Annotated in this window: 10 protein-coding genes and 1 pseudogene; all 11 read left to right on the plus strand. The window is 35.4% G+C overall.

All coding sequences use genetic code 11. The features are described from left to right. Positions 1-12: 12 nt before the first annotated feature. Positions 13-1224 carry a glycosyltransferase family 8 protein gene (locus tag AT689_RS05315; RefSeq protein ID WP_000412756.1) on the plus strand — a complete coding sequence of 404 codons (1212 nt, stop codon included), beginning with the start codon at positions 13-15 and terminating at the stop codon, positions 1222-1224. Between the two features lie 239 nt (positions 1225-1463). Further along, the gene (locus AT689_RS05320) at positions 1464-2474 is read left to right on the plus strand and encodes a sugar transferase (RefSeq protein ID WP_000766256.1); all 1011 of its coding nucleotides are present in this window, start codon (positions 1464-1466) and stop codon (positions 2472-2474) included. 9 nt (positions 2475-2483) lie between these two features. After that, the gene (locus tag AT689_RS05325; protein ID WP_000598039.1) at positions 2484-4925 is read left to right on the plus strand and encodes an SP_1767 family glycosyltransferase; all 2442 of its coding nucleotides are present in this window, start codon (positions 2484-2486) and stop codon (positions 4923-4925) included. A gap of 30 nt (positions 4926-4955) precedes the next feature. Beyond that, positions 4956-6176 carry a glycosyltransferase gene (locus tag AT689_RS05330; RefSeq protein WP_001246433.1) on the plus strand — a complete coding sequence of 407 codons (1221 nt, stop codon included), beginning with the start codon at positions 4956-4958 and terminating at the stop codon, positions 6174-6176. Between the two features lie 8 nt (positions 6177-6184). Then, positions 6185-7381 carry a glycosyltransferase family 8 protein gene (locus tag AT689_RS05335; protein WP_001232149.1) on the plus strand — a complete coding sequence of 399 codons (1197 nt, stop codon included), beginning with the start codon at positions 6185-6187 and terminating at the stop codon, positions 7379-7381. Then, positions 7381-8283 (plus strand): annotated as a pseudogene (locus AT689_RS05345) (glycosyltransferase family 2 protein). Before AT689_RS05335 ends, AT689_RS05345 begins: the two are co-directional and overlap by 1 nt. Before the next feature lie 56 nt (positions 8284-8339). Then, positions 8340-9557: an accessory Sec system protein translocase subunit SecY2 gene (gene secY2, locus AT689_RS05350; RefSeq protein ID WP_000161859.1), complete on the plus strand. Its 1218-nt coding sequence runs from the start codon at positions 8340-8342 to the stop codon at positions 9555-9557. Between the two features lie 9 nt (positions 9558-9566). Beyond that, positions 9567-11147 (plus strand): accessory Sec system protein Asp1, encoded by a 1581-nt coding sequence (asp1, locus tag AT689_RS05355; protein ID WP_000291161.1) that lies wholly within the window; start codon positions 9567-9569, stop codon positions 11145-11147. After that, a complete protein-coding gene (asp2, locus tag AT689_RS05360; protein ID WP_000032113.1) occupies positions 11131-12666 on the plus strand; it encodes an accessory Sec system protein Asp2 in 1536 nt (511 codons plus the stop codon). Before asp1 ends, asp2 begins: the two co-directional genes overlap by 17 nt. Continuing rightward, entirely contained in the window at positions 12663-13103 is a 441-nt protein-coding gene (gene asp3 / locus AT689_RS05365; protein ID WP_000587539.1) for an accessory Sec system protein Asp3, read from the plus strand. The genes asp2 and asp3 overlap by 4 nt, the downstream gene beginning before the upstream one ends. Next, complete coding sequence (secA2, locus tag AT689_RS05370) at positions 13096-15468, plus strand: accessory Sec system translocase SecA2 (protein WP_000489792.1); 2373 nt, start codon at positions 13096-13098, stop codon at positions 15466-15468. Before asp3 ends, secA2 begins: the two co-directional genes overlap by 8 nt. The last annotated feature ends 8 nt before the right edge of the window (positions 15469-15476 follow it).

The following is a 15476-nucleotide window of genomic DNA, read 5'->3' on the forward strand; positions in this document are numbered from 1 at the left end:
GAGGAGAAAGAAATGGAAAAGAAAGTTATTGTTTTAGGCGCAGATAATGGCTATCAAGATAAGGTAGAGACTACAATTAAATCAATTTGTGCTCACAATCGTAACTTGAAATTTTATGTTTTTAATGATGATATTTCATCAGAATGGTTTCAATTAATGTCTAAAAGACTAGAGTTATTATCATCAGAGATTGTTAATGTAAAAATAACAAATCATAGTCTACGAGACTATAATCTTCCATTGTCTCATTTGAGTTATGCTGCATTTTTTCGTTATTTTATTCCTCAATTTGTGAAGGAAGATAAGGCCTTGTATTTGGATTCAGATATTATAGTTAGAACAAATATAGATGAATTGTTTTTAGAGGATATTACAGATTACCTTTTGGCGGCTGTAGCAGATGCCTTAGTTCCATCTACTTTTAATTCAGGAGTCATGCTCATTAATGTTGCTTTATGGAGACAAGAAAACGCAACAGAAAGACTACTTGAATTGACAAACGAATTTCATACTAGTACTTTCGGAGATCAGGGGATTTTAAATAAATTATTTGAAAATCGTTGGTATTCTTTAGATTCTTCTTATAATTTTATGGTTGGAATGGATACAGTTGCAAGAAATTATCAAATTGAAAATTGGTATATCGATTCATTGAAACTAGAAGAGACTGCAAAAATTATTCATTTTACAGGAGACAAACCATGGTATCAAGTGAATGTAAATCGCTTTAGAGAAGATTGGTGGTTCTATTATTCTTTGGAATGGTCTGATGTTGTGATGAGAAAGGCTAACTTTAAGAAGGGATTAAACTCACTCATAGAAGCACCACTCTATCATACAGCTATTTTTACAAATACTTGTCACATAGAGCATCTGGAATATTTGATTAGAGAATTACCGCAGGTTCATTTTTCAATTCTAGCTCATACAGGATTTGCATCTGAAATTGTTGATTTACAACGATATTTAAATGTACAAATACTGCCCTCATTTAATCCGATGAATTTCAAAAAGGTCTTAGAAAAGATTGATTTCTATTTGGATATTAATCATGAAAATGAAATTTCTAATATTATTGAAGAGGTGTATCTAATTGGAAAACCTATTCTTTCATTTGATAATACCTGTCATAATGTAGAAAAAGCAAGTTTTATCTGTGAATCTAAGAGACCGGAAAAAATGATAGATGCGATTAAAGAATTATTAAATATTGATGGATACTAAAATACAGGCAGTTAAAGAATTGATACTTACTGGACCTGGAAGATACTTCTAAGAATTTCAAAGATGGTCTATTCTAATTAGTTTGGGTTATGATTTAATAAACCATATTTTGATTGACAGAAATCAATTAGATAGTGTTGAATAAGAACAAAATATGCAACTTACAGAGATTTATAGAAGAATGATGGAAAAATTGTCTTTACTTCCGTAGATAGTAATAAAAAATGAGATAGCATAATATGAAATTACATTTAACAAATTTATACGGCATGGCTGGTGATAGTACGGTTATCTTAGCTCAAAATGCTGTTCAAAAGATAGCTAGTCAACTGGGATTTAGAGAGGTTGGTATTTATTTTTACAACATTGCTTCAGATAGTCCTTCTGAAATGAATAAGCGTCTGGATGGTATTATGGCCAGTATCTCTATTGGTGATATCTTAGTCTTTCAGTCTCCAACCTGGAATGGCTTTGAATTTGATCGTCTCTTGTTTGATAAGCTAAAGGATATGCAGGTGAAAATTATTTGCTTTATCCATGATGTTGTTCCCCTCATGTTTGATAGTAACTATTATCTCATGAAAGACTATATGTACATGTATAATCTATCAGATGTTTTGATAGTGCCGTCAGAGAGAATGAAAACACGCCTGATGGAAGAAGGATTGACGACTAAGAAGATTCTTGTTCAAGGTATGTGGGATCATCCTCATGATTTATCCTTATACACCCCTGCTTTTAAAAAAGAACTTTTTTTTGCTGGAAGTTTAGAGCGTTTTCCAGACTTACAAAATTGGTCTCAAGATACGCCTTTGAGAGTATTTTCAAATAAAGGGGAGGCCGGTTCTAGTGCTAGAAATCTCAGCATTGAGGGGTGGAAAAAAGACGAGGAGCTGTTGCTAGAATTATCAAAAGGTGGATTTGGGCTTGTCTGGGGAACTTATCAAAACGATGGAGAAAGCAACCAATATTATACCTTAAATATATCTCATAAGGTGAGTACCTATCTGACAGCGGGCATCCCAGTCATTGTACCAAGTAGCTTGTCAACTGCTGAATTTATAGTAGATCAAGGCTTAGGCTTTATGGCGAATAGTCTAGAGGAAGTTCATGAGATAGTTGATAAAATGAATCTACAAGAATATCAAGAAATGACGAATCGGATAAAAACCTTTAGTTATTTGCTAAAAGAAGGTTATTTTACTAAAAAATTATTGGTAGATGCAATTTACCATTTGGGAGTTGAATAAGAGAACAAGATGATTAAAACAATTGTATTAGCTGGTGATCGTAATTACATCAGGCAGTTAGAAACAACCATAAAATCTATTTTATACCACAATCGAGATGTTAAGATTTATATTTTAAATCAGGATATTATGCCAGATTGGTTTCGTAAACCACGAAAAATAGCTCGCATGTTAGGTAGTGAGATTATCGATGTTAAACTACCTGAACAAACTGTGTTTCAAGATTGGAAAAAACAGGCTCACATTAGTTCAATTGCCTATGCTAGATATTTTATTGCAGATTATATCCAAGAAGATAAGGTTTTATATTTAGACAGTGATTTGATTGTAAATACTTCTTTAGAGAAATTATTTAGTATTTGTTTAGAAGAAAAATCACTCGCAGCAGTTAAAGATACAGATGGAATTACATTTAATACAGGTGTTCTATTAATCAACAATAAAAAATGGCGTCAAGAGAAATTAAAAGAACAACTAATTGAACAGAGCATTGTTACAATGAAGGAAGTTGAAGAAGGTCGCTTTGAGCATTTTAATGGTGATCAAACGATTTTCAATCAAGTCTTGCAAGATGATTGGTTAGAACTAGGTAGAGCTTATAATTTACAAGTAGGACATGATGTGGTTGCTTTGTATAATAATTGGCAGGAACATCTGGCTTTTAACGATAAACCAGTGGTGATTCATTTTACGACCTACAGAAAGCCATGGACTACCTTGATAGCCAATCGTTACCGTGATTTATGGTGGGAATTTCATGTTTTGGAGTGGAATCAAATTTTACAACACCATATAGGAGAGTTTGAAATGACATCGCCTCTAGATAAGGAATTTTCTTGTTTAACTTTGACAAATTCCCAAGATTTAGAAGGGATAGAAGAGCTAGTTACGGCTCTACCAGATGTGGTCTTTCATATCGCAGCTTGGACGGATGTGGGTGATAAGCTGATAAAGTTAGCTGTCTATGATAATGTGAGATTGCATCCACAGATTGTTCCTCCTGTATTGGAAAAACTGAAAAGAAAAGTGGATATTTATCTGGATATACATCAAGGGGCGGAAGTTGAAAGTATCTTGAGAGATGTTCGTAACTTTGGGATTCCTATCTTAAGTTTTTCTAATACACAGCATGGAATGTATGATCAAATAGTATTTGATGAAGAAAATATCAATTTAATGATAGAAGCTATCAAAGACTATGCTAGTCATTCTCGATTTTTAAAAGATTATAATCAGGAGACATTTCATTGCTTAATATTTACTGATACACAGGACATTGAACAATTAGATTATTTAGCTCAATATCTTCCACATGTTATCTTTGATGTAGCAGCCTGGACAGATATGGGGCCTAAGTTATATGAACTACAAAATAACTATCAAAATATTCGTTTATATCCAGCTATAACGTCAGAAAAATTAGAACAATTAAAAGTAAGAATGGGTTTGTATTTGGATATTAGCTGTGGTCATTCGACACATGATGTAGTGAATTCAGTTTATGAAATGAATAAAATCATTTTCTCTTTTGAGAGTACCCAACATGACTCTTTTGGACAACTGATATACTCTTCAAAATCACCTGAACGTATGGTAGAAGATATTAAAAATCTTATTTCTGGAACATTCAAAGCAAGAACACCAGCGATTATTGTTAAGGATATCAATCAAACTCTAGATTATATAATAGAAAACCAATCTTCTATTATTCGCTTTGGAGATGGAGAGATGGATTTAATGTTAGGAAAATCTATTCCTTATCAAGTCTATGATGAGAATCTTGCAAGTCAGTTGAAAGAAATTATTTCTCTTCAAAGTGATAAAAAATTAGTTATCGGCTTACCAAATGTATTTGCTAACCGTTCCAATTTTACATCAGTAGCGGAAGCCTTCTGGAAGGGACATTTAGAACATCATTTAAAAGATTATCTAGAATTAGCTAGAGGAGATTGGTATGGGACTACATTTGTATCTAGACCATACATTGATTATGTGGATAAATCTCAATCATTTAGTCAATTTGAAAAATTAAAACAAATTTGGAAGAATGAGGATATTCTGATTGTAGAAGGAGTAACTTCACGTTCAGGTGTAGGTAATGATTTATTTGATGGAGCAAATTCAATTAAGCGGATCATCTGTCCTTCTCATAATGCTTATTCGCGTATAGAAGAGATTCAAGAAGCTGTATTACAGTATGCTGAAAATCGCCTTATTTTATGTATGCTGGGTCCTACAGCAAAAGTTCTGAGTTATAATCTATGCCAGATGGGCTATCAAGTTTTGGATGTAGGCCATATTGACTCAGAGTATGAATGGATGAAAATGGGAGCTAAAACTAAGGTTAAATTTTCTCATAAACATACTGCAGAACATAATTTCGACCAAGATATTGAATTTATTGATGATGAAACCTATAACAGTCAGATTGTTGCACGAATATTAAACTAGACTATTTAAAATAAATGATAAGGATTTAAAATGAGAAATACCAAACGCGCTGTAGCATTTGCAGGTGATTACGCTTATATTCGACAAATCGAAACGGCGATGAAGTCACTCTGTAGACACAATAGTCATTTGAAAATTTATCTGCTAAATCAGGACATTCCTCAGGAATGGTTTAGTCAAATAAGAATATATTTACAAGAGATGGGGGGCGACTTGATTGACTGCAAGTTAATTGGCTCACAGTTTCAAATGAATTGGTCTAATAAATTACCTCATATCAATCATATGACATTTGCACGCTATTTTATTCCAGATTTTGTAACAGAAGATAAAGTTCTCTATCTAGATAGTGATTTGATTGTGACTGGTGATTTGACCGATTTGTTTGAATTAGACTTAGGTGAAAATTATTTGGCAGCAGCTCGTTCTTGCTTTGGAGCAGGAGTCGGCTTCAATGCTGGTGTTCTCTTGATTAACAACAAAAAATGGGGATCTGAAACTATTCGACAAAAATTGATTGACTTAACAGAAAAAGAACATGAGAATGTGGAAGAAGGAGACCAGTCAATTTTGAATATGTTGTTTAAAGATCAATATAGTTCCCTTGAAGATCAATATAATTTTCAAATAGGATATGATTATGGGGCGGCAGCCTTTAAACATCAATTCATTTTTGATATTCCGCTCGAACCACTGCCACTAATTTTACACTATATTTCTCAGGATAAGCCTTGGAATCAATTTTCTGTTGGACGTCTAAGAGAAGTTTGGTGGGAATACTCTTTGATGGATTGGTCTGTTATTTTAAATGAATGGTTTTCAAAGAGTGTGAAGTATCCTAGTAAATCACAAATATTTAAGTTGCAATGTGTTAATTTAACGAATTCTTGGTGTGTCGAGAAAATCGATTATTTGGCGGAGCAATTGCCAGAAGTTCATTTTCATATTGTTGCTTATACAAATATGGCAAATGAACTACTAGCTTTAACGCGTTTTCCTAATGTTACCGTATATCCAAATTCCTTACCAATGTTATTGGAACAAATAGTAATAGCTTCAGATTTGTATTTGGATTTGAATCATGATCGAAAATTAGAAGATGCATATGAGTTTGTGCTTAAGTACAAAAAACCAATGATAGCTTTCGACAATACTTGCTCTGAAAATCTTTCTGAGATTTCATATGAAGGTATCTATCCAAGCTCCATTCCGAAAAAAATGGTTGCAGCAATCAGATCTTACATGAGGTAGAGAACAGTATGAGAAAATCAATAGTATTAGCGGCAGATAATGCCTATCTTATTCCTTTAGAGACGACTATAAAGTCTGTATTGTATCACAATAGAGATGTTGATTTTTATATTCTCAACAGTGATATAGCTCCTGAATGGTTTAAATTATTGGGGAGAAAAATGGAAGTTGTGAATTCTACAATTCGCAGTGTACACATTGATAAAGAACTTTTTGAAAGCTATAAAACAGGACCTCATATAAATTATGCTTCTTACTTTAGATTTTTTGCGACAGAAGTGGTTGAATCTGATAGGGTATTGTATCTGGATTCCGATATCATTGTAACTGGGGAACTAGCTACTTTGTTTGAGATAGATCTCAAAGGATATTCAATTGGTGCTGTTGATGATGTCTATGCCTATGAAGGACGAAAATCTGGATTTAATTCTGGAGTTTTATTAATGGATGTTGCAAAGTGGAAAGAACATTCTATTGTCAATAGTTTATTGGAATTAGCGGCCGAGCAGAATCAAGTTGTTCATCTTGGGGATCAGAGTATTTTAAATATTTATTTTGAGGATAATTGGCTAGCGTTAGATAAAACATATAATTATATGGTTGGTGTTGATATTTATCACCTTGCTCAAGAATGTGAACGTCTAGATGACAATCCACCTACAATTGTTCACTATGCTAGTCATGATAAACCTTGGAATACATATAGTATATCTAGACTACGTGAATTATGGTGGGTTTATAGAGATTTGGATTGGTCAGAGATTGCTTTTCAACGTTCCGATTTAAATTATTTTGAAAGAAGCAATCAGTCTAAAAAACAAGTGATGCTTGTGACATGGAGTGCAGATATAAAACATTTAGAGTATTTAGTACAACGGTTACCTGATTGGCATTTTCATTTGGCTGCACCGTGTGATTGTTCTGAGGAGCTGACCTCTCTATCACAGTATACGAATGTAACAGTATATCAAAATGTATTACATAGTAGAATTGATTGGCTATTAGACGATTCTATAGTTTATTTAGATATTAATACAGGTGGAGAGGTTTTTAATGTAGTTACAAGGGCACAAGAAAGTGGCAAGAAAATCTTCGCTTTTGATATCACACGTAAAAGTATGGATGATGGACTCTATGACGGTATTTTTTCTGTGGAGAGACCAGATGATTTAGTGGATAGAATGAAGAATATAGAGATAGAGTAATGAGTGAATTAATTAGTGTTGTGGTACCGATATACAATACGGGAAAATATTTAGTGGAGTGTGTCGAGCATATTCTGAAGCAAACCTATCAAAATATAGAAATTATTTTAGTTGATGACGGTTCTACGGATAATTCTGGGGAAATTTGTGATGCTTTTATGATGCAAGATAATCGTGTGTGAGTATTGCATCAAGAAAATAAGGGGGCAGCACAAGCTAAAAATATGGGGATTAGTGTAGCTAAGGGAGAGTACATCACGATTGTTGATTCAGATGATATCGTAAAAGAAAATATGATTGAAACTCTTTATCAGCAAGTCCAAGAAAAGGATGCAGATGTTGTTATAGGGAATTACTATAATTATGACGAAAGTGACGGGAATTTTTATTTTTATGTAACAGGGCAAGATTTTTGCGTCGAAGAATTAGCTATACAAGAAATTATGAACCGTCAAGCAGGAGATTGGAAATTCAATAGCTCGGCCTTTATATTGCCGACATTTAAGTTGATTAAAAAAGAATTATTCAATGAAGTTCACTTTTCAAATGGTCGCCGCTTTGATGATGAAGCAACTATGCATCGCTTTTATCTTTTAGCCTCTAAAATTGTCTTTATAAACGATAATCTCTATCTGTATAGAAGACGTTCAGGAAGCATCATGAGAACGGAATTTGATCTTTCCTGGGCAAGAGATATTGTTGAAGTGTTTTCTAAGAAAATATCGGATTGTGTCTTGGCTGGTTTGGATGTCTCCGTTCTGCGTATTCGATTTGTCAATCTTTTAAAAGATTATAAGCAAACTTTAGAATACCATCAATTAACAGATACTGAGGAATATAAAGATATTTGTTTCAGATTAAAGTTGTTTTTTGATGCAGAACAAAGAAATGGTAAAAGTTGAAATAAAAGAATTGTTATTTACCATATCACAAACAATGAAGGTGAGGGGAGTGTTTTATGACTAAGATTTATTCGTCAATAGCAGTAAAAAAAGGACTATTTACCTTATTTCTACTGTTTATCTATGTATTGGGAAGTCGTATTATTCTCCCTTTTGTTGACCTAAATACTAAAGATTTTTTAGGAGGTTCAACAGCCTATCTAGCCTTCTCAGCCGCCCTAACAGGTGGAAATCTAAGAAGTTTGTCAATTTTTTCTGTTGGATTATCCCCTTGGATGTCAGCTATGATTTTGTGGCAGATGTTTTCATATTCTAAAAAATTGGGGCTAAGTTCTACAGCGATTGAAATTCAAGATCGTCGAAAAATGTATCTGACCTTGCTAATTGCTGTGATTCAATCCTTGGCAGTTAGCTTGAGCTTGCCAGTACAATCCTCCTACTCGGTAATTTTGGTTGCTCTAATGAATACCTTGTTACTCATAGCAGGAACGTTTTTTCTTGTTTGGTTGTCAGATTTAAATGCTAGCATGGGAATTGGGGGTTCTATTGTAATCCTCCTATCCAGCATTGTTTTAAATATCCCTCAGGATGTTATTGAAACTTTTAAACTGGTTTATATCCCTACAGGGATTGTTGTCTTGCTTGTTTTTATGACCATTATATTTTCTTACTTGCTTGTCCTTATGTATCGAGCTCGCTATTTGGTTCCTGTTAATAAAATTGGCTTACACAATCGATTTAAACGCTATTCTTATCTCGAAATCATGTTGAATCCTGCAGGTGGGATGCCTTATATGTATGTGATGAGTTTTCTTAGTGTACCAGCTTATTTGTTCATCTTGTTGGGATTTATTTTCCCTAATCATTCAGGGCTAGCGGCTTTATCAAAGGAATTTATGGTTGGGAAGCCTTTGTGGGTCTATGTTTATATTTCGGTCTTATTTTTATTTAGTATCATTTTTGCTTTTGTTACGATGAATGGAGAAGAGATTGCAGACCGTATGAAAAAATCTGGAGAATACATTTATGGTATTTATCCAGGTGCGGATACTAGTCGATTTATTAATCGATTGGTCCTTCGTTTCTCAGTCATAGGTGGTCTCTTTAATGTGATTATGGCAGGTGGTCCCATGCTTTTTGTTTTGTTTGATGAAAAGTTATTACGATTGGCAATGATTCCAGGCTTATTTATGATGTTCGGGGGCATGATTTTTACGATTAGAGACGAGGTCAAGGCTTTAAGGCTAAATGAGACCTATAGACCTTTGATTTAGGAGACTTTTATGTATTATTTTATTCCAGCTTGGTATGGGTCAGAAAGAACATGGCATGCAGATATCACTCCATGGTATTTTTCTCATTTTCGTCTAGAGTTTGATGATACCTTTCACCAGATTCGGCTCTTTCAAGAGCAAGATATAGATTCTCGTCTATTAGTATTAGCTTACCAGCCTCATCTACGTTATTTTTTATATAGACATGGTGTGTTAGAAACGGATACTTATTCCGTTTTTGATGTTATGCAAGATTTTCATAATCTCCATACCCAAGTTTTAAGCATTAGAGATATTGAGTGGGATGATGACTGTGAATTTATTTATAGTCCCTTTACGATTATCGTTCAAAAAAATGGGAAGAAATTTGCTAAGGTTGAACATGGAGTTGAAGGTTTCATCAGTGATATACAGTATTTTGGACCGAATGGTCAAATACATATGCACCATATCATGGATGATCGAGGGTTTATATCGAGTATTATTTTTTTTGAAGATGGGCAAGCAGCCTATCAAGAATATTTGAATCCTAAGGGAGTTTGGCAATTTAGAGAGCGTTTAAAAGAAGGCGGACGGGTAGAAATCAATCCAATTTTGGGTTATCGCTTTAAAATGCTTACTTATCAAAATATGGGAGATCTGGTGGCAGAATTTTTTGAGAATTATCTGCAAACGTATGTGAAGGATCAGGATATTTTTATGCTTCCTTCTCATTTTCATCATGACCAGTTGGTACTAGATCGTTTACCTAGTACTAATCCTAAACTGTTGAGTCTGTTCATTGGACGTAATCCTCAAGATACCTTTAGGGATTTAGATGTAACTTTTGAAAAATCGGATTTGATTTTGGTGGATAGAGAGGATAGTTTACGATTGTTGCAGGAGTTGTATCCTGAACGAATGCATCAATGTTATCATTTATCATCTTTTGACACCCGATTACGATTGGGACGAAGCCAAACTAAGAAAGAATCCATCATTTATTTTCAACTGGATTTTGAGCAGGGGATTGATAATCAAGCTCTGCTTCAAGTCTTGTCCTTTGTCGCTGAAAATAAGGATACTGAGGTGATTTTTGGAGCCTTTGCTGCTAGTCAGGAGCAAATGAATGTGGTTGAAGGGATTGTTGAGTCTTTCATCCAAGAAAACATTCAATCCGAAAATTTGGGAAAGGCGATTGATTATGGTGATGCAGAAAATCCTCTGGAAGAAAATCAACACCAGGACTTACGTATACAGTTTGTCAACTTGAATGATGAGTTAGATTTGATAAAAACACTAGAATTTGTCCGTTTGATTGTGGATTTAAATAGTCATCCTCATCTCTATACACAGATAGCTGGGATTAGTGCAGGAATTCCTCAAATCAACCTAGTTGAAACCGTCTATGTGGAACATTTAAAAAATGGTTATTTGCTGACAGATGTGGCAGAATTTTCTAAGGCTGCACATTATTACACTGATAGGTTGAAAGAGTGGAATGAGGCTTTAATTTATTCGATTGATAAGATTAAGGAGCACACTGGACAACAATTTCTTGGAAAATTAGAGAAATGGATAGAGGAGGTTAAAAATGTCAAAGGAACTTAATATTTTACAGATAGGACTTGCCAATTGGGAAAATCACTATGACATACCTGAAAATATGAATTGGTATCATTTTTACCCAAACTCATCAGAAGCTCTTCGTGAAATAATCGAAAAAGAGGATATTAGCCGTTTTCATGCAGTTTTAATAGAAGATGGTCAGTATTCCAGAGACTTATTTTCCTATGTAAAATATTTTGAACCTTATACTTTGTTCTATAACCAGAATCTACAAATAAATGATAGAGAGGTTGTGGATTTTCTAAAAAAACGATGTGCACAAGCAATTGATTTTTTAAGTCCCCAACAACTAATCAATGATTTAAGTAAATCTCTTTTTGGCGGTGGGTATGGTGATAAACTCTTTCCTCCGACGATACAAGTCAATCCAAATTTTACAGGAGCTATTTCTTATCAAGGATTGGATTATGTCAGTTTGGAAGGTGAGTTTGGGCAAGATTTTGCCCAGCTTGCCTATTGGGCTTATAATATTATGGTGCAAAAAACACTCCCTATTGAGTTGTGGCTTGAATATGAGAAGGAAGGCAATTGTGACTTTCGTTTGGTCATCCGTAAAATGTGGAGTGGGTCTGTTGATGATTTCTTTGAAGAAGTAATAGTATCTGAAAAAGACTTGGAGCAAGCACTTTTTATGGATAGTCGAGACGGAGACTACTTTCTCTCGATATCTGTTGAAGCAAGAGGTCGTGGAACTATCAAACTAGGTAATCTTCACCAACGATGGAGTCGAAAACAATTTGGTAAGTTTGTACTTGGTGGAAATATCCTACATGATTCCAAGCGTGATGAAATAAACTATTTCTTCCATCCAGGTGATTTTAAACCGCCTTTGACTGTCTATTTTGCAGGTTATCGACCTGCAGAAGGATTCGAGGGTTACTTTATGATGAAAACTCTTGGATGTCCCTTCATTTTATTTTCTGATCCACGTTTAGAGGGGGGAGCTTTTTATCTCGGAACGGATGAGCTAGAGGGAAAAGTAAAGGATATGATCACTCACTATCTTGATTATTTAGGCTTTGATCATAAGGATTTGATTTTATCAGGTCTTTCTATGGGAACGTTTCCGGCTCTCTATTATGGTGCTTCTTTTGAACCCCATGCCATCATAGTTGGTAAGCCCTTGGCTAATTTAGGAACTATAGCTAGTCGTGGACGTTTGGACGCACCGGGTGTCTCTAACTTAGCTTTTGATTGTTTAATTCATCATACAGGTGGGACAAGTTCTCAAGATATGACGGAGTTGGATCAGCGTTTTTGGAAAATTTTTAAACAAGCAAATTTTTCAAAGACAACCTTTGGTTTATCCTATATGAAAGATGAAGAAATGGATCCACAAGCCTATGAACAATTAGTGTCTTATCTGTGTAATACAGGTGCGAAGATTTTATCTAAAGGAACTGCTGGACGACACAATGATGATACAGATACCAATATTTCTTGGTTTTTGCACTTTTATAGAATGGTCTTAGAGACTGGTTTTGGAAGGGAGAAAAGATGATTATTACACAGAGACAGTCTATTCATTGGGGAGAAGTTGGTGGGACTTATATGTATGGAACAACTGTATCTTATTACCCTGACAAAAGTGTTCGTCTGTATAATCCTCTATTGCCATCTGGTGAGATTCTAAAGACTTGGTTTTCTAGTGTCAATTACCAGGCTGCACGAACCCAACCTCAGCTTCCCTTATTAAAAAGAAAGCAGGAGTATCAACTATCACTGGTTTTTGATTGTCAGCCTGAAAATGGAGTTTATACCAAGATAACTTTTTTTGACCGCTATGGTGATATTTTAGAAAAAAAGGTAGAAAAAGTGAAAGATTTCATATTTACTTATCCAGAAGATAGTTATACTTATCAAGTTTCTCTTTTAAGTGCTGGATTTGAGTCCTTAACTTTCTATCATTTTTCTATTAAGGAGATCAGAAGTGTTTAGACGTTTAGGTCAAGATTTCCAGCTTAGGAAAGTGAAAAAGATTTTAAAGCAGATTAATGCCCTGAAAGGCAAGATGTCCTCTCTTTCGGATCAAGAATTAGTAGCTAAAACAGTAGAGTTTCGTCAGCGTCTTTCCGAGGGAGAAAGTCTAGACGATATTTTGGTTGAAGCTTTTGCTGTGGTGCGTGAAGCAGATAAGCGGATTTTAGGGATGTTCCCCTATGATGTTCAAGTCATGGGAGCTATTGTCATGCACTATGGAAATGTTGCTGAGATGAATACGGGGGAAGGTAAGACATTGACAGCTACCATGCCTGTCTATTTGAACGCTTTTTCAGGAGAAGGAGTGATGGTTGTGACTCCTAATGAGTATTTATCAAAGCGTGATGTCGAGGAAATGGGTCAAGTTTATCGTTTTCTAGGATTGACCATTGGTGTACCATTTACGGAAGATCCAAAGAAGGAAATGAAAGCTGAAGAAAAGAAGCTTATCTATGCTTCGGATATCATCTACACAACCAATAGTAATTTAGGTTTTGATTATCTAAATGATAACCTAGCCTCGAATGAAGAAGGTAAGTTTTTACGACCGTTTAACTATGTGATTATTGATGAAATTGATGATATCTTGCTTGATAGTGCACAAACTCCTCTGATTATTGCGGGTTCTCCTCGTGTTCAGTCTAATTACTATGCGATCATTGATACACTTGTAACAACCTTGGTCGAAGGAGAGGATTATATCTTTAAAGAGGAGAAAGAGGAGGTTTGGCTCACTACTAAGGGGGCCAAGTCTGCTGAGAATTTCCTAGGGATTGATAATTTATACAAGGAAGAGCATGCGTCTTTTGCTCGTCATTTGGTTTATGCGATTCGAGCTCATAAGCTCTTTACTAAAGATAAGGACTATATCATTCGTGGAAATGAGATGGTACTGGTTGATAAGGGAACAGGGCGTCTAATGGAAATGACTAAACTTCAAGGAGGTCTCCATCAGGCTATTGAAGCCAAGGAACATGTCAAATTATCTCCTGAGACGCGGGCTATGGCCTCGATCACCTATCAGAGTCTTTTTAAGATGTTTAATAAGATATCTGGTATGACAGGGACAGGTAAGGTCGCGGAAAAAGAGTTTATTGAAACTTACAATATGTCTGTAGTACGCATTCCAACCAATCGTCCGAGACAACGGATTGACTATCCAGATAATCTATATATCACTTTACCTGAAAAAGTGTATGCATCCTTGGAGTACATCAAGCAATACCATGCTAAGGGAAATCCTTTACTCGTTTTTGTAGGCTCAGTTGAAATGTCTCAACTCTATTCGTCTCTCTTGTTTCGTGAAGGGATTGCCCATAATGTCCTAAATGCTAATAATGCGGCGCGTGAGGCTCAGATTATCTCCGAGTCAGGTCAGATGGGGGCTGTGACAGTGGCTACCTCTATGGCAGGACGTGGTACGGATATCAAGCTTGGTAAAGGAGTCGCAGAGCTTGGGGGCTTGATTGTTATTGGGACTGAGCGGATGGAAAGTCAGCAGATCGACCTACAAATTCGTGGCCGTTCTGGTCGTCAGGGAGATCCTGGTATGAGTAAATTTTTTGTATCCTTAGAGGATGATGTTATCAAGAAATTTGGTCCATCTTGGGTGCATAAAAAGTACAAAGACTATCAGGTTCAAGATATGACTCAACCGGAAGTATTGAAAGGTCGTAAATACCGGAAACTAGTCGAAAAGGCTCAACATGCTAGTGATAGTGCTGGCCGTTCGGCACGTCGTCAGACTCTAGAATATGCTGAAAGCATGAATATTCAACGGGATATGATTTACAAGGAGCGTAATCGTCTAATAGATGGTTCTCGTGACTTAGAGGATGTTGTTGTGGATATCATTGAGAGATATACAGAAGAGGTAGCGGCTGATCACTATGCTAGTCGTGAATTACTGTTTCACTTTATTGTGACCAATATTAGTTTTCATGTTAAAGAGGTTCCAGATTATATAGATGTAACTGACAAAACTGCAGTTCGTAGCTTTATGAAGCAGGTGATTGATAAAGAACTTTCTGAAAAGAAAGAATTACTTAATCAACATGACTTATATGAACAGTTTTTACGACTTTCACTGCTTAAAGCCATTGATGACAACTGGGTAGAGCAGGTAGACTATCTACAACAGCTATCCATGGCTATCGGTGGTCAATCTGCTAGTCAGAAAAATCCAATCGTAGAGTACTATCAAGAAGCCTACGCGGGCTTTGAAGCTATGAAAGAACAAATCCGTGCGGATATGGTGCGTAATCTCCTGATGGGGCTGGTTGAGGTCACTCCAAAAGGTGAAATCGTGACTCATTTTCCATAAGAGGAGAA

The organism is Streptococcus pneumoniae (genome assembly GCF_001457635.1).
GTDB lineage: Bacteria > Bacillota > Bacilli > Lactobacillales > Streptococcaceae > Streptococcus > Streptococcus pneumoniae.